Origin of the sequence: Acidithiobacillus concretivorus, assembly GCF_018853445.1 — a bacterium.
Taxonomy (GTDB): Bacteria; Pseudomonadota; Gammaproteobacteria; order Acidithiobacillales; family Acidithiobacillaceae; genus Acidithiobacillus; species Acidithiobacillus concretivorus.
Map to the genome: position 1 here is coordinate 1 of NZ_JABELD010000003.1, position 22,106 is coordinate 22,106.

General features: G+C 51.2%; 41 protein-coding genes. 5 read left to right on the top strand and 36 right to left on the bottom strand.

The genetic code is table 11. The features are described 5' to 3' along the window. The 3 genes from serB to gorA form a co-directional block, all read left to right on the top strand. Nucleotides 1–503, top strand: a 503-nt coding sequence (gene serB / locus HJG40_RS00265; RefSeq protein ID WP_215862352.1) for a phosphoserine phosphatase SerB, incomplete at its 5' end; no start/stop codon positions are given. Nucleotides 504–632: 129 nt separating this feature from the next. Then, nucleotides 633–1,373, top strand: coding sequence for a glutathione peroxidase (locus HJG40_RS00270; RefSeq protein WP_215862353.1), 741 nt, complete (start codon nt 633–635; stop codon nt 1,371–1,373). Nucleotides 1,374–1,626: 253 nt separating this feature from the next. Next, nucleotides 1,627–2,976, top strand: coding sequence for a glutathione-disulfide reductase (gene gorA, locus HJG40_RS00275; RefSeq protein ID WP_215862354.1), 1,350 nt, complete (start codon nt 1,627–1,629; stop codon nt 2,974–2,976). A gap of 49 nt (nt 2,977–3,025) precedes the next feature. Here gorA and HJG40_RS00280 read toward each other — a convergent pair whose 3' ends face one another. The 7 genes from HJG40_RS00280 to radC form a co-directional block, all read right to left on the bottom strand. After that, the gene (locus HJG40_RS00280; RefSeq protein ID WP_215862355.1) at nt 3,026–3,841 is read right to left on the bottom strand and encodes an S-methyl-5'-thioinosine phosphorylase; all 816 of its coding nucleotides are present in this window, start codon (nt 3,839–3,841) and stop codon (nt 3,026–3,028) included. Then, on the bottom strand, nt 3,842–4,390 hold the full coding sequence (locus tag HJG40_RS00285) for a hypoxanthine-guanine phosphoribosyltransferase (RefSeq protein WP_215862356.1): 549 nt from the start codon (nt 4,388–4,390) through the stop codon (nt 3,842–3,844). Nucleotides 4,391–4,397: 7 nt separating this feature from the next. Then, nucleotides 4,398–4,775: a DsrE family protein gene (locus HJG40_RS00290; protein ID WP_010641460.1), complete on the bottom strand. Its 378-nt coding sequence runs from the start codon at nt 4,773–4,775 to the stop codon at nt 4,398–4,400. Nucleotides 4,776–4,882: 107 nt separating this feature from the next. Next, the gene (locus tag HJG40_RS00295) at nt 4,883–5,245 is read right to left on the bottom strand and encodes a YtxH domain-containing protein (RefSeq protein WP_215862357.1); all 363 of its coding nucleotides are present in this window, start codon (nt 5,243–5,245) and stop codon (nt 4,883–4,885) included. Nucleotides 5,246–5,271: 26 nt separating this feature from the next. After that, nucleotides 5,272–5,625, bottom strand: a complete 354-nt coding sequence (locus tag HJG40_RS00300; RefSeq protein ID WP_215862358.1) for a hypothetical protein — start codon at nt 5,623–5,625, stop codon at nt 5,272–5,274. Nucleotides 5,626–5,747: 122 nt separating this feature from the next. Beyond that, nucleotides 5,748–6,116 carry a diacylglycerol kinase gene (locus HJG40_RS00305; RefSeq protein WP_215862359.1) on the bottom strand — a complete coding sequence of 123 codons (369 nt, stop codon included), beginning with the start codon at nt 6,114–6,116 and terminating at the stop codon, nt 5,748–5,750. Next, nucleotides 6,113–6,787, bottom strand: a complete 675-nt coding sequence (gene radC, locus HJG40_RS00310; protein WP_215862360.1) for a RadC family protein — start codon at nt 6,785–6,787, stop codon at nt 6,113–6,115. Before radC ends, HJG40_RS00305 begins: the two co-directional genes overlap by 4 nt. A 32-nt stretch (nt 6,788–6,819) precedes the next feature. On the opposite strand from radC, the gene coaBC reads away from it, so the two are divergent. Then, nucleotides 6,820–8,070, top strand: coding sequence for a bifunctional phosphopantothenoylcysteine decarboxylase/phosphopantothenate--cysteine ligase CoaBC (gene coaBC / locus HJG40_RS00315; RefSeq protein ID WP_215862361.1), 1,251 nt, complete (start codon nt 6,820–6,822; stop codon nt 8,068–8,070). Then, entirely contained in the window at nt 8,063–8,515 is a 453-nt protein-coding gene (dut, locus tag HJG40_RS00320; protein WP_215862362.1) for a dUTP diphosphatase, read from the top strand. The genes coaBC and dut overlap by 8 nt, the downstream gene beginning before the upstream one ends. An 8-nt stretch (nt 8,516–8,523) precedes the next feature. Here dut and HJG40_RS00325 read toward each other — a convergent pair whose 3' ends face one another. The 29 genes from HJG40_RS00325 to rplD all read right to left on the bottom strand — a co-directional run bounded on the left by HJG40_RS00325 (nt 8,524) and on the right by rplD (nt 22,102). Continuing rightward, a complete protein-coding gene (locus tag HJG40_RS00325; RefSeq protein WP_215862363.1) occupies nt 8,524–8,805 on the bottom strand; it encodes a high-potential iron-sulfur protein in 282 nt (93 codons plus the stop codon). Between the two features lie 170 nt (nt 8,806–8,975). Then, a complete protein-coding gene (gene rplQ / locus HJG40_RS00330; RefSeq protein WP_215862364.1) occupies nt 8,976–9,347 on the bottom strand; it encodes a 50S ribosomal protein L17 in 372 nt (123 codons plus the stop codon). A gap of 29 nt (nt 9,348–9,376) precedes the next feature. After that, the gene (locus HJG40_RS00335; RefSeq protein WP_215862365.1) at nt 9,377–10,393 is read right to left on the bottom strand and encodes a DNA-directed RNA polymerase subunit alpha; all 1,017 of its coding nucleotides are present in this window, start codon (nt 10,391–10,393) and stop codon (nt 9,377–9,379) included. A gap of 22 nt (nt 10,394–10,415) precedes the next feature. Then, nucleotides 10,416–11,042 (bottom strand): 30S ribosomal protein S4, encoded by a 627-nt coding sequence (gene rpsD / locus HJG40_RS00340; protein WP_215862366.1) that lies wholly within the window; start codon nt 11,040–11,042, stop codon nt 10,416–10,418. 20 nt (nt 11,043–11,062) lie between these two features. After that, entirely contained in the window at nt 11,063–11,458 is a 396-nt protein-coding gene (gene rpsK / locus HJG40_RS00345) for a 30S ribosomal protein S11 (RefSeq protein ID WP_010639656.1), read from the bottom strand. Nucleotides 11,459–11,475: 17 nt separating this feature from the next. Then, the gene (gene rpsM / locus HJG40_RS00350) at nt 11,476–11,832 is read right to left on the bottom strand and encodes a 30S ribosomal protein S13 (protein ID WP_215862367.1); all 357 of its coding nucleotides are present in this window, start codon (nt 11,830–11,832) and stop codon (nt 11,476–11,478) included. Between the two features lie 59 nt (nt 11,833–11,891). Beyond that, entirely contained in the window at nt 11,892–12,005 is a 114-nt protein-coding gene (rpmJ, locus tag HJG40_RS00355; RefSeq protein WP_009568281.1) for a 50S ribosomal protein L36, read from the bottom strand. Between the two features lie 9 nt (nt 12,006–12,014). Next, nucleotides 12,015–12,233: a translation initiation factor IF-1 gene (gene infA, locus HJG40_RS00360; RefSeq protein WP_010639668.1), complete on the bottom strand. Its 219-nt coding sequence runs from the start codon at nt 12,231–12,233 to the stop codon at nt 12,015–12,017. Then, nucleotides 12,234–12,890: an adenylate kinase gene (locus HJG40_RS00365; RefSeq protein WP_226856776.1), complete on the bottom strand. Its 657-nt coding sequence runs from the start codon at nt 12,888–12,890 to the stop codon at nt 12,234–12,236. 2 nt (nt 12,891–12,892) lie between these two features. Further along, nucleotides 12,893–14,224 carry a preprotein translocase subunit SecY gene (secY, locus tag HJG40_RS00370; protein WP_193649849.1) on the bottom strand — a complete coding sequence of 444 codons (1,332 nt, stop codon included), beginning with the start codon at nt 14,222–14,224 and terminating at the stop codon, nt 12,893–12,895. Beyond that, entirely contained in the window at nt 14,224–14,661 is a 438-nt protein-coding gene (gene rplO, locus HJG40_RS00375; RefSeq protein WP_215862369.1) for a 50S ribosomal protein L15, read from the bottom strand. The genes secY and rplO overlap by 1 nt, the downstream gene beginning before the upstream one ends. Beyond that, a complete protein-coding gene (rpmD, locus tag HJG40_RS00380; RefSeq protein WP_142089591.1) occupies nt 14,658–14,843 on the bottom strand; it encodes a 50S ribosomal protein L30 in 186 nt (61 codons plus the stop codon). The genes rplO and rpmD overlap by 4 nt, the downstream gene beginning before the upstream one ends. Next, entirely contained in the window at nt 14,836–15,366 is a 531-nt protein-coding gene (gene rpsE / locus HJG40_RS00385) for a 30S ribosomal protein S5 (RefSeq protein WP_215862370.1), read from the bottom strand. The genes rpmD and rpsE overlap by 8 nt, the downstream gene beginning before the upstream one ends. A gap of 14 nt (nt 15,367–15,380) precedes the next feature. Next, the gene (gene rplR / locus HJG40_RS00390; protein WP_010639678.1) at nt 15,381–15,734 is read right to left on the bottom strand and encodes a 50S ribosomal protein L18; all 354 of its coding nucleotides are present in this window, start codon (nt 15,732–15,734) and stop codon (nt 15,381–15,383) included. Between the two features lie 18 nt (nt 15,735–15,752). Next, entirely contained in the window at nt 15,753–16,277 is a 525-nt protein-coding gene (gene rplF, locus HJG40_RS00395) for a 50S ribosomal protein L6 (RefSeq protein WP_215862371.1), read from the bottom strand. Nucleotides 16,278–16,289: 12 nt separating this feature from the next. Next, nucleotides 16,290–16,685, bottom strand: coding sequence for a 30S ribosomal protein S8 (gene rpsH / locus HJG40_RS00400; RefSeq protein WP_010639682.1), 396 nt, complete (start codon nt 16,683–16,685; stop codon nt 16,290–16,292). A gap of 9 nt (nt 16,686–16,694) precedes the next feature. Further along, a complete protein-coding gene (locus HJG40_RS00405) occupies nt 16,695–16,880 on the bottom strand; it encodes a type Z 30S ribosomal protein S14 (RefSeq protein ID WP_010639684.1) in 186 nt (61 codons plus the stop codon). Nucleotides 16,881–16,894: 14 nt separating this feature from the next. Further along, entirely contained in the window at nt 16,895–17,437 is a 543-nt protein-coding gene (gene rplE, locus HJG40_RS00410; RefSeq protein WP_215862372.1) for a 50S ribosomal protein L5, read from the bottom strand. Nucleotides 17,438–17,451: 14 nt separating this feature from the next. Further along, nucleotides 17,452–17,772 (bottom strand): 50S ribosomal protein L24, encoded by a 321-nt coding sequence (gene rplX, locus HJG40_RS00415; RefSeq protein ID WP_010639688.1) that lies wholly within the window; start codon nt 17,770–17,772, stop codon nt 17,452–17,454. Nucleotides 17,773–17,781: 9 nt separating this feature from the next. After that, nucleotides 17,782–18,150: a 50S ribosomal protein L14 gene (rplN, locus tag HJG40_RS00420; RefSeq protein ID WP_010639690.1), complete on the bottom strand. Its 369-nt coding sequence runs from the start codon at nt 18,148–18,150 to the stop codon at nt 17,782–17,784. Continuing rightward, nucleotides 18,147–18,422, bottom strand: coding sequence for a 30S ribosomal protein S17 (rpsQ, locus tag HJG40_RS00425; RefSeq protein WP_010639691.1), 276 nt, complete (start codon nt 18,420–18,422; stop codon nt 18,147–18,149). Before rpsQ ends, rplN begins: the two co-directional genes overlap by 4 nt. Further along, nucleotides 18,422–18,616: a 50S ribosomal protein L29 gene (gene rpmC / locus HJG40_RS00430; RefSeq protein WP_215862373.1), complete on the bottom strand. Its 195-nt coding sequence runs from the start codon at nt 18,614–18,616 to the stop codon at nt 18,422–18,424. Before rpmC ends, rpsQ begins: the two co-directional genes overlap by 1 nt. Continuing rightward, nucleotides 18,613–19,029 (bottom strand): 50S ribosomal protein L16, encoded by a 417-nt coding sequence (rplP, locus tag HJG40_RS00435; RefSeq protein ID WP_215862374.1) that lies wholly within the window; start codon nt 19,027–19,029, stop codon nt 18,613–18,615. Before rplP ends, rpmC begins: the two co-directional genes overlap by 4 nt. Nucleotides 19,030–19,041: 12 nt before the next feature. Continuing rightward, a complete protein-coding gene (gene rpsC, locus HJG40_RS00440) occupies nt 19,042–19,704 on the bottom strand; it encodes a 30S ribosomal protein S3 (RefSeq protein WP_010639696.1) in 663 nt (220 codons plus the stop codon). Nucleotides 19,705–19,715: 11 nt separating this feature from the next. Then, nucleotides 19,716–20,048 (bottom strand): 50S ribosomal protein L22, encoded by a 333-nt coding sequence (rplV, locus tag HJG40_RS00445; protein ID WP_010639697.1) that lies wholly within the window; start codon nt 20,046–20,048, stop codon nt 19,716–19,718. A gap of 11 nt (nt 20,049–20,059) precedes the next feature. Next, a complete protein-coding gene (gene rpsS / locus HJG40_RS00450; protein ID WP_010639699.1) occupies nt 20,060–20,335 on the bottom strand; it encodes a 30S ribosomal protein S19 in 276 nt (91 codons plus the stop codon). Between the two features lie 18 nt (nt 20,336–20,353). Then, nucleotides 20,354–21,178 carry a 50S ribosomal protein L2 gene (gene rplB / locus HJG40_RS00455; protein ID WP_215862375.1) on the bottom strand — a complete coding sequence of 275 codons (825 nt, stop codon included), beginning with the start codon at nt 21,176–21,178 and terminating at the stop codon, nt 20,354–20,356. Between the two features lie 16 nt (nt 21,179–21,194). Further along, a complete protein-coding gene (rplW, locus tag HJG40_RS00460; protein ID WP_215862376.1) occupies nt 21,195–21,488 on the bottom strand; it encodes a 50S ribosomal protein L23 in 294 nt (97 codons plus the stop codon). Further along, nucleotides 21,485–22,102: a 50S ribosomal protein L4 gene (gene rplD, locus HJG40_RS00465; RefSeq protein ID WP_215862377.1), complete on the bottom strand. Its 618-nt coding sequence runs from the start codon at nt 22,100–22,102 to the stop codon at nt 21,485–21,487. The genes rplW and rplD overlap by 4 nt, the downstream gene beginning before the upstream one ends. Nucleotides 22,103–22,106 lie beyond the last annotated feature (4 nt).

Genomic DNA, 22,106 nt, shown 5'->3' on the forward strand with positions numbered 1-22,106 from the left:
AAACCTCCCTGCGCGAGCGCGTGCACTTGCTCCAGGGAACACCCGCCAGCACCATCGACGCCATCATTCGCGAACGCCTGCAACTCAGTCCAGGAGCCCGTGAACTCATCCAGGCGGCCAAGGCGCAGGGTCTGGAAACTGGCGTGGTTTCCGGTGGATTTACCCAGTTTACCCGTCATCTCCAGGAAATGCTGGATCTGGATTATGCCTTTGCCAATACCCTGGAGATTGTCGATGGTAAAATCACCGGGCAGGTTTTGGGTGATATTATCGATGCCAACGCCAAGGCTGACATTCTCGATTTGCTGGCCATCAGTGCCGGAACCGATGCCAGTCACTGCATTGCCATTGGCGATGGCGCCAATGATCTGCCAATGTTACGCAAGGCAGGCGTGGGTATTGCCTATCATGCCAAGGCGGTTGTCCGCGCCCAGGCCGATTTTCAGATTCGCTATGGCGGACTGGATACTGCAGCGCATTTTCTTGGCTGGTCGTGTGGTTAATCCATAGCTTTGCTGCTGGGAGATGTTCAGCAAATGATTCTTGCATTTAATTTAGACTTATTCTACTATTATTCATAGTGCAAAACATATCGTGATGCACTGTTTCCACAACCGCACAAGGAGATCGTTATGAAACTCACCAGTATGGAAGGTAAACCGGTTCCACAAGCCACTTTTCGCACCCGCGTCGACAATCAGTGGCGGGACATGAGCAGTGACAGCCTCTTCAAGGGCAGAACTGTCGTAGTGTTTTCATTGCCCGGTGCTTATACCCCCACCTGCTCCTCCAGCCATCTGCCCCGTTACAACGAATTGGCTCCGACCTTTCGGGAAAACGGTGTTGATGAAATTATCTGCCTTTCAGTGAACGATGCTTTTGTGATGGATGCCTGGGCCAAGGAATTGGGCGTAGAAAATATCCGCCTGATTCCCGATGGCAATGGTGATTTCACCCAGGGTATGGGTATGCTGGTGGACAAAAGCGATTTGGGATTCGGTAAGCGTTCGTGGCGCTACTCCATGCTGGTCAAGGATGGCGTCATTACCAAAATGTTTATTGAGCCTGACAAACCCGGAGATCCCTTTGAAGTCTCCGACGCAGATACCATGTTGCGTTACATTAATCCCGAGGCCAAGGATCCGGAATTTATTACCGTCTTTACGCGTGAAGGTTGCCCGCATTGCGCCCGGGCCAAAGCCTTGTTAAAAGAACGCAATATGGTTTTCGAGGAAATCCACACCGGCATGGGGACGGGCATCAGCTCGCGCAGTATTCGTGCAGTCAGTGGCCGCTCGACGGTACCCCAGGTGTTTATTGGCGGACACCATATTGGTGGCGCAGATGATCTGGAGAAGTTTTTAGGTAAATAAATTTGTATTAACCTGAACCCGACAGCTGGTGGGGAAGCTTTTTGCGCCAACGTCCCTTGCCTGTTGTTCTAAGGTTCATCCTGCTGTCAGGAGAGAACTCACCCTTTGGGCTCAAACAGCTCTCCTGACGGGCGCAGGATTTCACCAAGAACAACAACGGCGCGGGCCAAAGTCGCGGCAAAGCTTCCCCACCAGCTGTCGGGTTAATATCCAGAAAGCCGGAATAAACGCAGCAAAACAAGGAGAAACCAGCGTGAATCAGGATTATGATTTAATTGTCATTGGCGGCGGCAGTGGCGGTATTGCCACGGCCAACCGGGCAGCCAGCTATGGGGCCAAAACCGCATTGATCGCAGCAGGACCACTGGGAGGCACCTGCGTCAATGTCGGTTGTGTGCCTAAAAAAATCTTCTGGAATGCTGCTCACCTGGCCGAACAAATGCGGATGGCAGAAGACTATGGTTTTGATGCAGTCGCCTCCAGTTTTCATTGGGAACGGCTCAAGGCCAAAAGAGACGCGTATATTCATCGCCTCAATGCCCGCTATGCACAGGGACTGGATGGTAATGGCGTCACCTTGATTCGCGGACATGCCCGTTTTCATGACGAAAATCAGGTGGAAGTAGACGGCAAGATTCTGCGTGCCCCGCACATCCTCATCGCTACCGGTGGCCAACCCACCTGGCCGGATATTCCCGGGGCCGAGCTGGGTATCAGTTCGGACGGTTTTTTTGAGTTGGAATACGCTCCACGCTGTGTCGCCATTGTCGGAGCCGGTTATATTGCCGTGGAACTGGCTGGCGTTTTGCATGCGTTGGGCAGTGATGTGTCACTACTTATGCGACGCAAGCATTTTCTGAATGATTTCGAACCGATGCTCCGTGAACATCTGATGGACGCCATGCTCCATCAAGGCATCAATTTGCTGGCCCAGCGTCAGGTGCGTGAGCTGGAAAAACGCCCTGATGGTTTATGCCTGCACTTTCAGGATGGAGAGTGCCTGGGCGGACTGGATGCCGTCATTTGGGCGATTGGCAGACGTCCAAACAGTGCGGAATTGGGGCTGGAAAATGCGGGTATTACCAAAGACGCGCAAGGATTTATTCCTGTGGATGCTTTCCAAAACACCACTATTCCTGGCATTTATGCGTTGGGCGACGTGACCAGCGCTCCCGCCCTGACCCCGGTAGCTATTGCTGCCGGGAGAAGACTGGCGGATCGTTTATTCAACCAGCAGTCCGAACGCCACCTGGATGCCACGCTGGTGCCGACGGTGGTTTTTAGCCATCCCCCCATCGCCACGGTAGGCCTCAGCGAAACGGCCGCGCGGGAAACTTACGGAGATGAAGCCGTCAAGGTTTACCAAACCCGTTTTACCCCGATGTTGCGGGCCTTTTCCGAAGACCCTGAAAAAACCGCCATGAAACTGGTGACCGTAGGACGGGAAGAAAAAATTGTCGGTTTGCATGCCATTGGCGATGGCGTCGACGAAATGTTGCAGGGTTTTGCAGTGGCTTTACGCATGGGCGCCAGCAAAAAGGATTTTGACGATACCATCGCCATTCATCCCACCAGCTCGGAAGAGTTGGTCACTTTACGCTGAAAGTTAAAAAAGCAGATCTGACTGACGATCTGCCTTTTTTTGCCGCTCGTTATTTACGCCGACTGTGCAAATGTTTAAGTGCTTCCGGGCCTACTGAAACGCCGCAGTCACATTGCGGGCAATCAGCCAGCAGAGGCACCGTACTGGCCAGAATCGCCCGGACTCTTTCCATGCCCTCATGCATGACGGCGTCAATGGCCTCCATGGTGATGGGCTCGCTGGATTTGCCAGCGGCCGGATTGACCACCAACGATAATGGTGCATAACAAAGACCGATCTCGCGGGCCAAGACCGCCTCCGGTGCACCGGTCATGCCCACAATATCTCCACCATCTTTTTCGATGCGCCGAATTTCCGCAATGGTTTCCAGACGGGGACCTTGGGTAGCCGCATAGGTAGCCCCATCTACCACCCCCACATCAGAAACCTTGGCCCCTTCTAAAAGACGTTCACGAATACGTCCGCAGTAGGGCTCGGAAAAATCAATATGGACCACCATGCTTTCGCCACCTTCAAAGAAAGTGCCAGGCCTTCCGCTGGTGTAGTCAATCAATTGGTCCGGAACACATATCACCCCGGATTGCATGGCTGCACTGATACCACCCACCGCCGCCACGGCAACCACATGAGTCACACCCACGTGGTGCAAGGCCCAGATATTGGCACGATAATTCACCCGGTGCGGGGGAATGGTGTGCCCGTAACCGTGCCGAGCCAGGAAAACCACTTCCTGCCCGCCCAGATCACCAAAAGTCAGGGGGCCGGAAGCCTCACCAAACGGCGTGCGCACCACTCGGCGATTACGAATTTGCAGATTATTGAGTCGCGTTAAACCACTTCCACCAATAATGCCGACCACACCCATTCAGTGATCCTCCGGGAGGAAAAAAATTCCTGGGGCATTACGGCCCAGACCTCGGGCATCCAGACCATAGCCAAACACGAACTGATCTGGAACCTCCAGACCGACATAATCCACCTGCAGATCAATAGATCGCGGCCGCATCTTGCGCACCATCACCGCTGTATGCACCGCCACAGCACCTTCTGCCATGCAATAATCCTGAATGGATTTGAGGGTAATACCTTCATCCAGAATATCATCCACAAGGAGCACAACAGCCCCCGCGAGAGACTCTTTGGGACGCGTACGCCATTGCAACTCGCCACCACTGGTTTCTGAACCGTAGCGACTGACCTGTACACAATCCAGCGTCATGGGAAAATGCAAATGCGGCATGAGCTGGCCCACCACGACAATGGCGCCAGTCAATACACAAAGCAGCACCACCGGGCGATGCGGGGTCAGATGTTCAAGATCCTTATTAATGGCAACGGCCATCCTCTGGATGGCCGCTTCCACCTCTTCCGCGCTGAACAGATGTTCAGCGGGCCCCAAATGGGTAGGTGTCATCTTGGCATCAATACGTAAAGGTGACCACGTCGTCGTCCATGGCCTGCTCAATCACATAAGCGCCACCGACCACGTCGGACACTTCAGGAATCAAATCTTCCTTGGTGCAGTCCCACAATTCCAGAGTCGGGGTGCAGACAAAAAACTTTACGCCAGCCTCATGGGCATCCTTGATAAAATCGTAGACACTTTTAGGACTGCCAGGCATCACGAACATTTTTTCCGCTACACCTTTTTTGGCCAACTCACCGGCACGGGCGGTCAACACCACTTCCACGTCAAAATCCATTGCGGCAGCAACGGTAGCCTGAAAGAAAGGCGCGCCCAGTTCCTGGGGATTGGAAGGATCGGTGTTTACCATAACCATCAACAATTTATCAGCCATCTGTATCTCCTTAAGAATTCGGTCTGCACATCATAGCCGTCCCGACCCGCAACTGCACCATGAAATGATTGATTACACCATAAAAAGTCACGCGTCGAACACTGAGATCAGATGTTCTCTTCTTCTTCCAACAGCACTTCCCGGCGGGCACGTGTGCTTCTGGTAAGAATGTCCCGTTCGTCGGCCAGAGCCCGCTTGGCTACCTGGATGGCCTCCAGCAAATCTTCACGTTTGGATTCCATCAGATCTCCGCCAGCATCCATCAATCGAGCGGTTTTTTCTTGAATTTCATCAATCAACACCGCAATGCGTTCTTCCGCCAAAGATTCGAGGTTATAAAACCGCTCCCTACCCTTGTCCATCGCCTTACGCAATTCCTGGCGGGTTTCCGCACCGCTGGCTGGTGCCAGCAACAAGGCGCCGACTGCACCTACCAGAATCCCCACTACAAAACCTTCTGCGTTTCTCATGGCTTTTCTCCTCGCCGTTTCCGGCTTTAACGTTTTCGTGAAAAATAGCGCCAACCTGTACGCAAAGCCCGGTACCACATACCGAGTTCCTGTACAGGCTGTACCAGGGTTTCGGTGGTTTCCATGATCTCCCGACTGAGATATTTCATGGTGGAATCCACCCGATTCATCTGCGTGCGACCAACCTGAGTCATTTTCTTAATGTCTACCAAGGCAGACTTGAGCTCAAAAATCAGGGGACCAACATCCTGTTCAGCACGGGCCAGCAATCTTTCCAAACGCAAAAAGGTCCGAATAAATACGCCCGCAGTCACCGCAATGATCAGCAAAATAATGATCAAGACAACAGCAATAACGGTAATGCCTGCGTCAATACCCATTCTTCCTCCCTACGTTTTGCAATTTTCCGGCAGCCAGCCTGTGGCTTCCATAAGCCCCGCCGCAACCTGCATATATAACCATTATAGGCAGTAACAGCACACCGGGTAAAATAACACCCATCTTATCCACCCCCTCCACGGAAATGTTGCGACAAAATCAGTAACAGCAGAGCAACACCGACGCTGCTCAAAACAAAAACTGCTGCTGCCCCACAATCCTTGGCGCGGGCAACCAGGGGATGAAATTCGGGACTGACCAGATCTGCCAACGACTCTACTGCACTATTTAATAACTCGGCGGCCAACAGCATGGCCATCCACAGCAAGGCCAAGCCCCACCACCATAAAGCAACCTGCGCCCAAAGCAAAAACGCCACGGCCGCCAGCACCGCCCATAATTCTGCACGAAAGCTGGCTTCTTCCCGTGCGGCAATCTTCAGCCCGCGCAGAGCATATAGAGCGCGCTGCCAGATGGGTTTATTTTTATTCACCAACCCCCCTGCTCGCGCAAAGACAAGGGTTCACCTTCACCGACAATAAAATGATCCAGCAAACGCAACTCCAGTAGTTGCATGGCACTTTCCAGACGCCGGGTCAGGGCGAGATCAGCAGAGCTCGGCTCCGCCACGCCGGAAGGATGATTGTGCGCGACAATCAAGGCGGACGCATTCAACTCCAGCGCGCGCTTCACCACTTCCCGAATATGGACTGTCGCAGCATCTATGGTTCCCAAAAACATTTCTTCGAGCTTTAAAACCCGATGGCGATGATCCAGGAAAATGACTGCGAATATTTCCCGGCCGCGATCGCGCAGACTGGCCGACAAATACTGGCGAACGCGTTGTGGGGAATCCAGGCAACTACCTCGCTGCCAATCTTCTGCCAGATGCCGTCGTCCCATCTCCAATACTGCCTGCAGTAAAGCATATTTCGCATCACCCATACCATGATTCGCACAAAACTGATCCCGGGTAGCCGTCAGCAAGGCCCGCAACCCACCAAATATTTGCAGTAATTCCCGGGATACATCCACTGCACTTTTACCTTTCACACCAACCCGCAGAAAAATTGCCAAAAGTTCGGCATCAGACAAACTTTGCGCCCCTTTCTGCAATAATCTTTCGCGCGGCCGCTCGTCCAGCGGCCAATCAGTAATAGCCATTTGCTCCCTCCTTCCCTTAAACTGGGAATATCATGATAGAAACCCTATTCAACACGACCGAGCCCCTGGCTGGCAAACGAATTCTGCTGGGAATCTGTGGCAGCATTGCGGCCTATAAAAGTCCGGAAATAGTCCGCCATTTGCTGCGCCTGGGTGCCGAAGTACGCGTAGTCATGACCCAAAGTGCCAAGCAGTTTGTAACGCCCATCACTTTACAAGCCCTGAGTGGTCAGCCAGTACGCCAGGATCTATTTGCCGCTGAGGAAGAAGCCGCAATGGATCATATTCGCCTGGCCCGCTGGGCGGATGCCATTATTGTGGCGCCGGTGACGGCAAATAGTCTTGCACGTTTTTCCCTGGGCCTTGCCGATGACCTACTCAGTACCCTGCTGCTGGTCACGCGCGCCCCCATTTTTCTTGCACCGGCCATGAATGCCAGTATGTGGGCGCATCCCGCCACCCAGGGGCATGTCCAGCGACTGCTTGAATTTGGCGCCCATTTTTTAGGTCCTGAAACCGGGGTGTTAGCTTGTGGCGAAGAAGGCGCGGGACGCATGCTGGAACCAGAGCAGATAGTTGGCCAACTACGCCTGGCTCTGGCCAGCAAAACACTTTCTGGAAAGCAAATACTGATTACAGCAGGCCCCACCTGGGAAAGCCTGGATCCAGCCCGGGGACTGACCAACCGGGCAAGCGGCAAACAAGGATTTGCCCTCGCTCAGGCTTGTGCCGAAGCTGGTGCGCAGGTACGACTCATCAGCGGTCCCAGTCATGAAGCAACGCCGCCGGGGGTTCTGCGCGAAGATATCACCTCGGCTCAGGAGATGCTCGAGGCCTGCCTGCATAGCCTGGAAATACCCACGGATTTATTGATTGCCAATGCGGCGGTTGCAGACCATCGACCCACTCTGCAAAGCCTACATAAAACGCCCAAATCAGCAGTGCCTGAGCAAATTGCGTTGACGCTGAATCCAGATATCGTATCCAGCATTCATCGTCATCCCCAACGCCCACGCGTCATTGTTGCCTTTGCTGCAGAAACCCGGGATCACTTGGATTCAGCACGCGCCAAGGCAAGTCGCAAGGGGGCCGATACCATTATTGTCAACGACATCAGCAGCAACACGACTGGAATGGGCTGTGAAATCAATGCTTGCACCCTACTTCACGATAAAACACAAATAGAAATTCCAGCTTGCCGTAAAATTGATATGGCAAGAATACTCATCCGCCACATCAGCAAAATCCACTTCGCCAGCGAGGTTCATCATTCCCGTGACTAATTTGCAAATTCGCCTCCTCGACCCACGCATTGGTAAACAATGGCCTTTACCCCATTATGCCAGCGCTGACGCCGCCGGAATGGATTTACGCGCCTGCCTGGATGAGCCCCTGCATCTGTCGGCAAATACCGTGGAGTTAGTATCAGCAGGCTTTGCAATGCACATCGCTGATCCTGGAATCACCGCACTCCTGTTACCCCGCTCCGGGCTTGGTCATAAGGGACTGGTATTGGGAAATCTGACAGGTCTCATTGATGCGGATTACCAGGGACCCATAAAAATATCTCTATGGAACCGTAGTCAAGAAGAAATCGTCATTGAACCGGGAGAACGGGTAGCGCAGATGGTTCTGGTACCCATTATTCGCCCCGAAATTCTGGTGGTGGATGCGTTTGCTGCCACTGAAAGGGGTAGTGCCGGATTTGGCAGTACCGGACAGCAATAATTCAGCAATTATTTTTTCGGCATATAAACAGCGCAATACCCATGGGGACTAATTTTGCCGGACACTACCTTGCAGGCTCCGTCTTCGTTAGGCTTGCCTCCAGGGATAAAAAACTTGCAATTACTGCACATCTCTTTGCCGTTAGGGTGGGTAACATACTGCACTGAGGCCTGACTGGCTTTGCTGGTTGCTGCCTCTGCGATATTGGACAGTACTGCCGGTGCCACTGCGGCCGCCAAAACCACCTTTCCACTCGACCGGAACCATTCACGACGGGTCAACTTCTTCATAAACTTCTCCTTTTAGCGTGCGAATCGAAGATAACCACAACGATACCAGACTACTATAGTACATAGTCATGTTGAATGTGTAGCAAGAAGCCAGAAAAAAGGCACAAAAAAAACGGCCCAGATTTTCATCATGGGCCGATAAGGATTTAATAAAACGTGGTCCGACAATATCAGGCAGTGGCAACCTGACGATCAACCAATTCAACAATAGCCAAAGGGGCATTGTCACCAGCACGAAAGCCATATTTCACAATACGCAAATAACCACCTGGGCGCGCAGCATAATGTGGGCCGAGATCATCAAAAAGCTTGACTACAGCCTGACGATCACGCAAGCGCGAAAAAGCCAGGCGACGTTTGGCAACCGTGGCATCCTTCGCCAAAGTGATCATCGGTTCGGCAAAGCGACGCAGCTCTTTGGCCTTTGGAAGCGTTGTAACAATACGTTCATGGTGAAACAAGGACACCATCATGTTGGCAAACATGGCCTGCCGATGGCTGCTATTTCTATTTAGTTGCTTACCACTTTTGCGATGACGCATAACCCTTTCCCTCTACCAAATTCTGAACATTAGCCGTTAACATCAACGTCTGCGCTGCGCCCGGAAATGGGCGGCAGGTTTTCTGGCGGCCAGTTTTCAACACGCATACCCAGACTGAGGCCATGGGCCACCAGCACTTCCTTAATTTCAGTGAGTGATTTTTTGCCGAGATTAGGAGCCTTCAATAACTCCTGTTCGGATTTTTGAACCAGATCACCAATGTAAAAAATATCTTCTGCTTTGAGACAATTGGCAGACCGCACCGTCAGCTCCAGATCGTCCACGGGACGTATCAGCAAAGGCATCAGGTCCTGACCGTTTTGAACCTGAGAAGCTTCAGGCTCCTGCTGGTTTTCTGCACCAGCCAAAACACCGAGCTGACTACGCAGAATCCGTGAGGCCTCCTGAACCGCCCAAACCGGATCAACGACGCCGTTAGTTTCCACATCCAGGACTAGGCGATCGAGATCGGTACGCTGTTCTACACGCGCACTTTCGACCTGATAACTGACTTTCAAAACCGGACTGAAACTAGCATCCAGGGCCATGACGCCAATGCGTTTTTCATGATTCTGACGTCGGGTAGCTGCAGCATCGTAGCCACGACCATCGTCAATCCGCAGATGCATGACGAGTTCTACATCCCGGGTCAAAGTAGCAATGACCTGATCAGGGTTGGCCACTTCAATGCCATGCTCAGAAACAATGTCAGCACCAGTCATCAAACCCGGGCCACGCTTACGCAACGTAACCATCACATCACTGTGGCCCTGAGAGCGGACCGCAAGCATTTTTAAATTGAGAAGAATATCTACAACATCTTCCTGCACCCCTTCGATGCTGGAATATTCGTGCAGAACACCCTCAATCTCCACCTCGGTCACTGCCGCCCCTTTCAGCGAAGAAAGCAGAATGCGCCTCAAACCACTGCCCAAGGTGTGACCGAAGCCACGCTCCAGAGGGCCCAAAGACAGGCGCGCACGACGTGCGGAAATTTCTTCAACTTCTACGCCCTGCGGGCGTAATAAATCACCAACATCAGTCATAAGCGTTCCTCAACCCCCGGTCTTACTTAGAGTACAACTCCACGACGACCTGTTCGTTCAAATCCGGTGCGATATCTTCACGCGCCGGTACGGCTTTAATTGTTGCACTGAGTGTGGCGGCATCCATGCTCACCCATTCAGGGAACCCGCGACCACCGGCAGCTTCAACCGCAGATACAATCCGTACATGTTGACGGGCAGATTCAGCCACACTCACCACATCACCAGCACGAACCTGATAAGACGGAATATCTACGCGGCGGCCATTCACCAGAACATGACCATGGCGAACAACCTGACGCGCTTCCGCACGCGATGATCCAAACCCAAGCCGATAGGCAACATTGTCCAAGCGCAGCTCGAGAAGACGCAGTAATGTCTCACCGGTTACTCCCCGAGTCTGACTAGCCCGCTCAAAGTAACGTCGGAACTGGCCTTCAAGAACACCATAAATGCGCCGAATTTTCTGCTTTTCACGCAGCTGACCGCCGTATTCACTCACTCTACCACGGCGCTGGCCATGCTGACCTGGCGCATAGGCACGAATGCTTACCGGACATTTGTCCGAAAAGCATTTTTCACCTTTCAGAAAGAGTTTGCCGCCTTCACGACGGCACAAACGACAACTGGGACCCGTATATTTAGCCACTAACTACCTCCACCTAAAAATTAAACACGCCGCTTTTTAGGCGGACGGCAGCCGTTATGGGGAATCGGCGTGACGTCGCGAATACTCGCAATGCGGAAGCCGATGGAATGCAGCGCACGAACGGTACTTTCCCGTCCGGGCCCAGGGCCGCGCACTTCTACATCCAGATTCTTGACACCATATTCCTGCGCTTTTTTACCCGCATTTTCCGCTGCCACCTGAGCGGCAAAAGGGGTGCTTTTGCGCGACCCACGGAAACCGGAGCCACCAGAACTGGCCCAAGTCAGGACATTTCCCTGACGGTCACTGATAGTGATGATGGTGTTATTAAATGACGCATAGATATGCGCTACTCCATCAAGTACGTTTTTCTTTACTTTCTTCCGCACACGGGAGTTTGTCTGAGTTTTCGCCATTACTGGAATCTTCCTAGTTAACGAGTGATCGATTTGGCAGGACCCTTGCGCGTCCGTGCGTTCGTCTTGGTACGCTGACCGTGAACAGGAAGTCCACGACGGTGCCGAATGCCGCGATAGCAACCAAGATCCATCAATCGCTTGATGTTCATGGTCACTTCACGACGGAGATCACCTTCCACCAGAAACTTGGCGACCTCAGCCCGAATGCGTTCCAGCTCGGGTTCGCTGATGTCCTTGACGCGCATATCAAAAGCAATATCAGCCGCAGTCAAAATATTCTGCGAACGAGTTTTGCCAATACCATAAATATACGTCAAAGCAATTTCAATTTGCTTGTTGTTTGGAATATTAACACCAGCGATGCGGGCCATCCGCAATTCCTCCAAAAGACTAAGTGGGACGAACCCACAGACTGATAAATTTAGTCGTCTTAACCTTGACGTTGTTTGTGACGGGGTTCCACACAAATGACCCGCACGACACCGTTACGACGAACTATCTTGCAATTACGACAGAGCTTTTTTACTGACGCCCGAACTTTCATTACAACCCCCTATTTGGCACGATATATAATGCGACCCTTGGTCAAATCATAGGGCGTCATTTCTACAGTCACCTTATCTCCTGGCAAAATACGGATATAATGCATACGCATTTTGCCGGATATATGTGCATTCACTACATACCCATTTTCGAGGCGCACTTTAAAAGTTGCACTCGGCAGGTTTTCAATGACTTCGCCCTGCATCTCCAGAGTATCTTCTTTAGACATCTAATCTTTTTCCCTCACCGCTTCCACGATTCTGGCAAACACATCATCCGCCTCACCATGACCATCAATCAGATGGTAGGCTGGCCGATCGTGATAAAAAGCGATCAAAGGAGCTGTTTCCGCCTGATAAACCGCCAAGCGCTTTCTGATCACATCCGGCTGGTCATCTTCACGCTGGACCAGACTGCCCCCACACTGATCACATACCGCACTGACCAATGAAGGATGATAACGTTCATGATAAATGGAACCACAACCAGAGCAGACACGCCGCCCTGAAAGTCGCTCTACAATTTCCTCATCATCCAGCGCAATATGCAGTACTGCAGATATGTCACCACCGGCATCCTGCAATAGTTTGTCTAGCGCATTCGCTTGATGTACTGTGCGCGGAAAGCCGTCGAAAATCACTCCGGCAGCCGCATCTTCCAACGTCAAACGCTCTGCAACAATACCTATGATAATTTCGTCGTTGACCAATGCGCCTGAATCCATCACTGCAGCAGCACGACGTCCAATATCACTACCAGACTGAACAGAGGCGCGGAGCATATCACCGGTTGAGACATGAGGCAAGCCCAAATATTGAGCCAGGCGCTGCGCTTGGGTACCCTTACCTGCTCCGGGGGCTCCCAGAAATATGAGGTGCTTAGCCAAAATCAACGTCCACTCAGGGGGTTCTTACGAATCAACCCTTCATATTGGTGCGTGAGTAGATGGCTTTGAATCTGACCCATGAGATCCATCATCACCACAACCACAATCAGCAGGCTGGTGCCGCCCAGATAGAAAGGCACGTTATACTGAACTATGAGAAATTCTGGCAACAAACATACGAGGGTCAGGTAAATGGCTCCCCACAGGGTTAGGCGGGTTAAAATCCTGTCCATGTAACGGGCAGTATGTTCACCTGGCCTGATTCCTGGCACAAAAGCACCAGATTTTTTGAGGTTATCGGCCGTATCACGCGGATTGAATACCATTGCCGTATAGAAGAAGGCAAAGAAAACAATCGCCGTAGTAAATACGACTACATAAAGCGCAGAACCCGGACTTAAGGCCTGACCGAAGCGCGCCAACCATTCCATACCGGGAACATTGGCAAACCACCCCGAAAGAGTAGCTGGCAACAATAAAATGCTGGTCGCAAAAATTGGAGGGATAACGCCGCTCATATTCACCTTGAGGGGCATGTGCGTACTTTGGCCACCATAAATTTTCCGTCCAACCTGACGTTTGGCATATTGAATAGGAACACGTCTTTGGGCGCTTTCCATAAATACTACAAACGCGGTAACCAGAAGAGCCAGAACAAACAACGCAACCACAAATAGCGGCTGGAACTGCCCGGTCTGCATCAATTCAAAGGTGGTACCGATAGCATCAGGAAGTCCCGCGACAATCCCCGCGAAAATGATCAGCGATATACCATTGCCGATGCCGCGTTCGGTGATTTGCTCACCGATCCACATAAGGAAAACGGTACCACAGGCCAGAGAAATAGTCGTAGTAAACAAAAACAAGGGGCCAGGATCAATCACTACCGGAACATGGCCAGCGTGCATTTTTTCAATAGCAACAGCAATACCCAGTCCTTGCATGAGAGCAAGACCAACTGTGGCATAACGCGTATATTCAGTAATTTTTCTTCGACCAGACTCGCCTTCTTTTTTGAGTTCTTCCAACTTGGGGAAAACTGAACCAGCCAATTGGAAAATAATGGAAGCGCTGATATAGGGCATGATACCCAAAGCAAAAACTGTTAAGCGCGACAGGGCACCACCGGAGAACATGTTAAACATGCCGAGGATGGTTCCGCGCTGCTCATTGAAAAAAGAAGCCATAGCTGCCGGATCAATACCCGGCACCGGAATATGCGCGCCAATACGAAAAACCAGCAAGGCGCCCAGCAAAAACAAAATGCGGTTACGTAATTCATTGATCTTACCAGCGCCCTGTGCGGCACCCGCAATGTTACGCAACCCAGCCATTATTCTTCGACCTTTCCGCCAGCACTTTCAATGGCTGCCTTGGCTCCCGCACTGACTCGCAATCCACGTACGGTAAGAGCTTGGCTCAATTCGCCCGTCATAATCACCTTAACAACATCCGGACTGCCACGAACAATGCGCCGCAACAATAGCCCTTCCATATCTACTACACCATCAATTGCCGCATTTTCCAGCTGGGCCAAGGTCACCTCGCAAGTATGGGCACCAAATCTATTCCGAAATCCTCTTTTAGGAATCCGGCGTTGCAAGGGCATTTGACCACCCTCAAAACCGACTTTGTGGTAACCACCTGAACGCGCATGTTGGCCCTTATGACCACGACCTGCGGTTTTACCGAGGCCACTTCCAATCCCGCGTCCAACACGACGACGATCTTTCTTGGCACCCTCTGCAGGCGCTATCGTATTTAATTTCATGACAACTCTTCCCAGCGCAATAAGTAAGGCACTTTATTAACCATGCCACGGATTTCGGGGGTATCAGGACGTTCAACCGTATGGTTGGTGCGGCGCAAACCAAGGCCGACAACAACACGCCGATGTTTCTCGGTCACACCAATTAAACTTTTAACCAGAGTGATGCGTAACTGTTTACTCATCATGACCTCCATCACCTCGAATTTCCTTCAGGCTTTTCCCACGCTTCATGGCGATGGCCTGGGGGCTGGAAAGCTTGTTAAACGCATCAAAAGTTGCGCGCACCACGTTAATAGGATTGTTAGAACCCAGAGACTTGGCCACCACGTTACGCAAACCTACAGCTTCACAGACAGCGCGCATGGCTCCACCAGCAATAACGCCACTACCTTCTGGAGCAGGACGCAACATGACGCGGGCAGCCCCATGACGACCCTCAACCGGGTAAGGAATTGTACCACCACGCATCAAAGGGATTTGCGTCATCCAACGACGAGCCTGATCTGTGGCTTTCTGGATACCTGCAGGAACTTCCTTGGCTTTACCACGACCAAAGCCGACCTTGCCATCACCATCACCAACGACCATCAGTGCTGCAAAACCAAATTGCCGACCGCCCTTAACTACCTTAGATACACGATTGATATGAATCAGTTTTTCCTGCATACCATCGCTGGGCTGATTATCACGATTTTCCCTTGCCATTTTTCAGATCTCCGTCAGAACGACAACCCGCCCTCGCGGGCGGCGTCGGCCAGGGCTCGCACCCGACCATGATAACGATAACCGCTTCGGTCAAAGGCGACTTCCTTCACACCAGCAGCCAATGCTTTGGCGGCAACCCGCTGACCGATGGTCACTGCCGCAGCCACATCGGCACCACGCGGCATAGTTGCACGCAACTCACCTTCTACACTGGATGCCTGGACAATGACGACTCCCTTGGAATCGTCAATGACCTGGGCATAGATGTGCTTTCCGGAACGAAAGACGCATAGTCTTGGTTTGGCCTGAGATGCAATTCGGGCGCGGGTTTTACGTGCACGACGGAGTCTGGATGTATTTTTATTCATGATTACCTGCCTCAACCATTATTTCTTCTTGGCTTCTTTACGACGGACATTTTCACCCGCATAACGTACACCTTTACCCTTGTACGGCTCAGGAGGACGATAGGCACGAATGTCGGCGGCAATTTGCCCGATTTTCTGCTTATCAATACCCTTGATCACGATTTCTGTTTGGGTCGGCGTTTCAATCGTAATGTCGTCAGGTACCGGATAATCTACAGGATGTGAAAATCCCAGACTCAAGCTCAGAGTTTTACCTTTTGCTTGCGCACGATAACCCACCCCGATAATTTCGAGTTTCTGCTCAAAACCGACCGAGACACCATGCACCATATTGTTTAATAAGGCGCGCATTGTGCCGGCAAAAGCATTTTGTCCTTCAGCCCAGGCTAAAGAAGCGACTCCATCATCCACTTGCAGCGTGACACTGGAGTGAAATGGCGTGGACATCTGACCTTTGGGACCTTTCACATGCAAATATTTGTCAGCCACATGAACTTCCACACCTTTAGGAAGAGTAACAGGCTGTTTCCCTACTCGAGACATACTGAATCTCCCTTAAGAGACTACGCAGAGTACTTCACCACCAATCCCGGCAGTACGTGCCGCACGATCAGTCATGATGCCCTGCGAAGTGGAAATGATGGCAATGCCAAATCCATCCCGAACTTTGGGAAGATCATCAGCACCCCGATAAATACGCACACCCGGTCGACTTACACGACGGATTTCGGCAATAACCCCAGCTCCGGCATAATACTTTAGAGTCAGGTTCAAAACCGGATGACCATCCTGGGTTTCTTCCCGGAAATCGGTAATATAACCTTCTTCAACCAAAACGCGAGCAATGGCGCGTTTCAGTTTTGAAGCAGGCATTAAGACTTTCGCTTTATTTACTTGTTGCGCATTTCGAATGCGCGTAAGCATATCAGCAATAGGATCCGTTACGCTCATCGTGTTTCCTCACCAGCTCGCTTTGACAATACCGGGAATTGAACCCGCCGAGGCATGCTTACGCAGGCACAAACGACACAGACCAAATTTCCGATAGTAACCACGTGAACGTCCGCACAATTTGCAACGGTGGTACGCACGCACCTTAAACTTTGGGGTCCTTTCGGACTTTGCAATCAATGATTTTTTTGCCACGCGTCAAACTCCCTTCAAGGCCGGAAGGGCATCTTGAAGGCTTTTAACAGCCCAAGGCCCTCTTCATCATTCTTGGCGGTGGTAGTGAACACCACGTCCAACCCGCGCAAACGATCAATTTTATCATATTCAATTTCAGGAAATATGATTTGTTCTTTTACACCCAAGGTGTAGTTACCACGGCCATCAAAAGATTTTGGTGACAGACCACGGAAATCGCGAATACGGGGAATAGCAACTGTTACCAGGCGATCAAGAAACTCATACATGACCAGACCGCGTAAAGTCACCATGCAACCAATTGGATAACCATCACGAATTTTGAAAGCAGCAACCGATTTACGGGCACGAGTGACCACTGGCTTCTGACCCGCAATTTTTGTCATGTCGCCAACGGCTGCTTCAAGAATTTTCTTGTCGCCAACCGCTTCACCCACACCCATATTCAAAGTGATTTTGAGAATCTTGGGTACTTCCATCACGCTTTGATAACCGAAATCCTGCATCAGCTTGGGGGCGATGGCGCTTTTGTACAAACTATGTAAACGTGCTTCCATTTTATATTTTACCCTTAACGGCCGCTGATAACTTCGCCGCTGCTCTTGAAAACCCGAACCTTACGTTCGCCTTCCAGCGTTTTATAACCAACTCTGTCTGCAGTTCCCGCAGTAGCATTGAAAATAGCCACATTGGAAATATGAAGTGGCGCTTCTTTTTCGACAATGCCGCCAGGCTTGCCCATTCGATCGGGACGAACGTGACGCTTGATCATGTTCACCTTCTCCACCAGCACTCGTGATTCGCTACGAAGAACTTTCAGCACCTTTCCGCGCTTTCCTTTGTCCTTGCCGGCCAAAATCACGACTTCATCATCCTTACGCAACTTCAACATGGTCATCCCCTACAGCACTTCAGGCGCTAACGAAATTATTTTCATGAAATTAGCCCCGCGCAATTCACGGGTTACCGGTCCAAATATACGCGTACCAATAGGCTGCAACTGATTGTTAAGCAGTACCGCTGCATTGGTATCAAAGCGGATCAAGGAACCATCCTCACGACGAACGCCTTTGCGTGTACGGACGACCAGGGCATTGTAAACATCACCCTTTTTGACCTTACCACGAGGCACTGCGTCCTTGATGCTGACCTTGATAACATCGCCAATATCCGCATAACGCCTGTGCGAGCCGCCGAGAACCTTAATGCACATCACTTCCCGCGCACCACTGTTGTCCGCTACGCTTAATCTAGTCTGCATCTGAATCATGCGTTATCTCCTTCGACAACACCTTGGCTGAGCACATTCACCAGACGCCAGCTTTTGGTTTTAGACAAGGGCCGACACTCTTCAATTTTTACCGTGTCACCAATGTGGCAGGCATTATCAGCGTCGTGCGCATGAAACTTTTTGGAACGACGAATATATTTTTTGTAAAGCGGATGCTGGATACGCCTTTCGACCAAAACCACAATGGTTTTATCCATACGGTCGCTCACCACAGTGCCAACGAGACTACGGGGATTTTTTACTTCACTCATCACTGCACTCCCTTCTTGGCACTAATCGCTGTACGTACACGTGCAATATCTCTGCGCACTGTGCGCAACCGTGTGGTCTTGGCGAGCTGACCAGTAGCATGCTGCATGCGGAGCTTAAACTGTTCTTCCAGCAATTGCATGAGTTCAGTCTGGCAGCCAGCCAGATCCATTTTTTGTATTTCTTGCGCTTTCATCCCATCACCCGCCGACTTACAAATACGGTCTGCACTGGAAGTTTGGCCGCACCCAAAGCAAATGCTTCACGGGCCACTTCTTCAGTAACACCTTCCATTTCATAAAGGACTTTACCAGGTTGAATCAGTGCTACCCAATATTCAGGGTTACCTTTACCTTTACCCATACGGACTTCTGCCGGTTTTTTACTGATGGGCTTATCAGGGAAAATACGAATCCATATCCGACCGCCACGTTTTACATGACGACTAATGGCACGCCGTGCGGCTTCTAACTGACGCGCGGTAATTCGTCCCCGGCCAATGGCTTTAAGACCAAATTCGCCAAAGCTCACCTTATTCCCACGTGTCGCAATACCGCGATTGCGTCCCTTGTGTTGCTTACGAAATTTCGTACGTTTAGGCTGCAGCATCTGAAGCTCCCGTTACTTCTGGTGAGCACCGGTATTTTGTACCGTGCTCCATTCCAGAATCTCGCCCTTAAAAATCCATACCTTGACGCCAATAATACCGTAGGTAGTTTTCGCCTCAGCGAAACCGTAATCAATATCGGCACGCAAGGTGTGCAAAGGCACCCGCCCTTCCCGATACCATTCAGTACGAGCAATTTCTGCCCCACCCAATCGACCGGCACAATTAATGCGCATACCTAATGCTCCAAATCGCATGGCATTGGTGACGGCTCTTTTCATCGCCCGACGGAACATGATTCGGCGTTCCAACTGTTGGGCAACACTTTCAGCCACCAGTTGCGCATCTAACTCGGGCTTACGAATTTCTTCGACGTTAATATGAACCGGAACGCCCATGCGCTTTTGAACATCATGACGTAACTTTTCAATATCTTCGCCCTTTTTGCCGATAACAATACCAGGACGCGCAGTATGTACTGTGATACGCGCGCTCCGTGCAGGACGTTCGATAATAATATCGGAAACAGCTCCACCGGAAAGTCGCTCGCGAATGAACTGGCGGATTTTAATATCTTCCAGTAATTTTTCCTGGAAATCGCCCTTCCCGTACCAACGGGAGTTCCAATTCTTAATGATTCCCAGACGCAGTCCGACTGGATTGGTTTTTTGTCCCATAGCTTCCTCAGTTAACTCTCTGCGACCACAATCGTGATATGGCTGGTCCGTTTCAGGATCCGTGAGCCCCGACCTTTTGCCCGGGCCGCAAAGCGCTTCAGTACCGCACCACCGTCAATCAGAATCTGTTCGACGAAAAGAGCGTCCACATCGGCACCTTCATTGTTTTCTGCATTTGCAATTGCAGACTCGAGACATTTACGAATGGGCAATGCTGCTTTCTTGTTCGTAAACTGCAAAATCTCCAAAGCTTTGTCTACCGGTTTACCGCGCACCAGGTCAGCAACCAGTCGCGCTTTCTGGGGAGACATCTGAAGTCCTTTAAGTACAGCTGATGATTTCATCTGATTCCCCTTTAACGCTTGGCTTTTTTGTCAGCCACGTGACCTTTGAAGGTCCGTGTCAGCGCAAATTCACCGAGCTTATGGCCAACCATATTCTCGTTGACCACAACAGGTATGTGCTGACGACCATTGTGTACACTGATGGTCAGACCGATGAAATCAGGGGTAATAGTGGAACGACGCGACCATGTTTTGATCGGACGCCGGCTACTACTCGCCTGTGCACTTTGTACTTTACGGTCCAGATGTTCATCAATGAACGGACCTTTCTTAATGGAACGTGGCACGTCAAATCCCCTTAACCACTAACGCGAACGACGTCGTACAATCATATTGCTTGTACGCTTGTTTTTACGGGTACGATAACCCTTGGTTGGTTGCCCCCAAGGTGAAACCGGGTGCCGACCACCGGAAGTACGACCTTCACCACCACCGTGGGGGTGATCTACCGGGTTCATTACCACACCACGTACGGTTGGTCGAACACCACGCCAACGCGTGGCACCGGCCTTACCCAACTGCTGAGATCCATGTTCTTCATTGCCGACCTCACCAATGGTAGCGCGGCAGGATACATGAATTCTGCGCACTTCACCAGAGCGCAAACGTAATTGAGCATATTCTCCATCACGCGCCATGAGCTGAGCAGATGCACCTGCCGAACGGGCAATCTGTCCACCTTTGCCCGGACGCATTTCAATATTGTGTACCACTGAACCTACCGGAATTCCACGCAGAGGCATACAGTTGCCGGGTTTGATGGGCGTTTGGTCTGCCGAAAGAATGGCGTCACCGACATTCATTCCTTTTGTGGCCAGAATGTAACGACGTTCTCCGTCGACATAACAAACAAGAGCAATATGCGCCGAACGATTGGGATCGTACTCGAGGCGTTCCACCTTACCAGGTACGTCAAACTTATTGCGCTTAAAATCAATAAGACGATAGTGTGACTTGTGCCCACCACCTTGGTGACGCCGGGTGATGCGCCCATGATTATTACGTCCGCCACTATGTGACTGGGATTCCACCAACGTCGGATACGGGTCCCCTTTGTGCAGACGCGTATCTACGCTCTTAACGACAAAACGTCGGCCTGCAGAGGTGGGTTTGGTTTTAATCAATGCCATTTTTTAGATCCTTTCCTCAGGCCACGCCGTAGTCAATGCTGTTGCCTTCGGCCAGACGTACATAAGCCTTTTTCCAGGAAGAGCGGCGGCCAACATGCCGTCCCATACGCTTTTCCTTGCCCATGTAATTGCAGGTTTGAACAGACAACACTTGAACTTCGAATAGTTTTTCAACAGCTGTCTTAATTTCAAGCTTGGTAGAGTCGCGCGCCACTTTGAACACGAACTGGTTCGACTGCTGCTGCACCATGGTGCTTTTTTCGCTGATGACCGGGGCCAAAAGGACCAGATATTTACGTTCTGCGTTCATCCGTACACCTCACCTAATTTCATGACTGCGTCCTGATCCATCAGCACACGGCCATATTGGAGAAGATCTGCAGGACCGATATCCTGCCAGCCCGCAATACCGACTCTCGGGAAATTGCGCAAGCTTAAGAATAAATTGACGGGCACTTCTCCCATGACCAGGAGAAAATCCGTACCACCGGCCTGATTAATCCAATCTCGGGCGTTTTTACTGCGTGCTTCGGAAAAATCTTCCTGCTGAATAATCTGCAACCGACCCTGACGCAATAACTCGGCGAGGACAGTACGCATGGCCCCTGCCCACATTTTTTTATTGACCTTTTGATGATAGTTTTCACCACCAGCAGGGAACACCCTGCCACCACCACGCCAGATTGGGCTGCGCGTGGTACCAGCGCGGGCACGACCGGTACCCTTCTGCTTCCAGGGTTTACGACCGCCACCGCGCACGGCAGAACGATTTTTCTGGTGCGCAGTTGCAGCCCGCATTCCAGCCATTTGCGCTACAACCACCTGGTGCAACAGCGCTTCGTTGTAGGGAACGTCAAAAACACCATCGGCAATCTCTACCGGACTGTTTTTGCCACTGGCAATTTCCAGACTTTGGACTTGCATATTT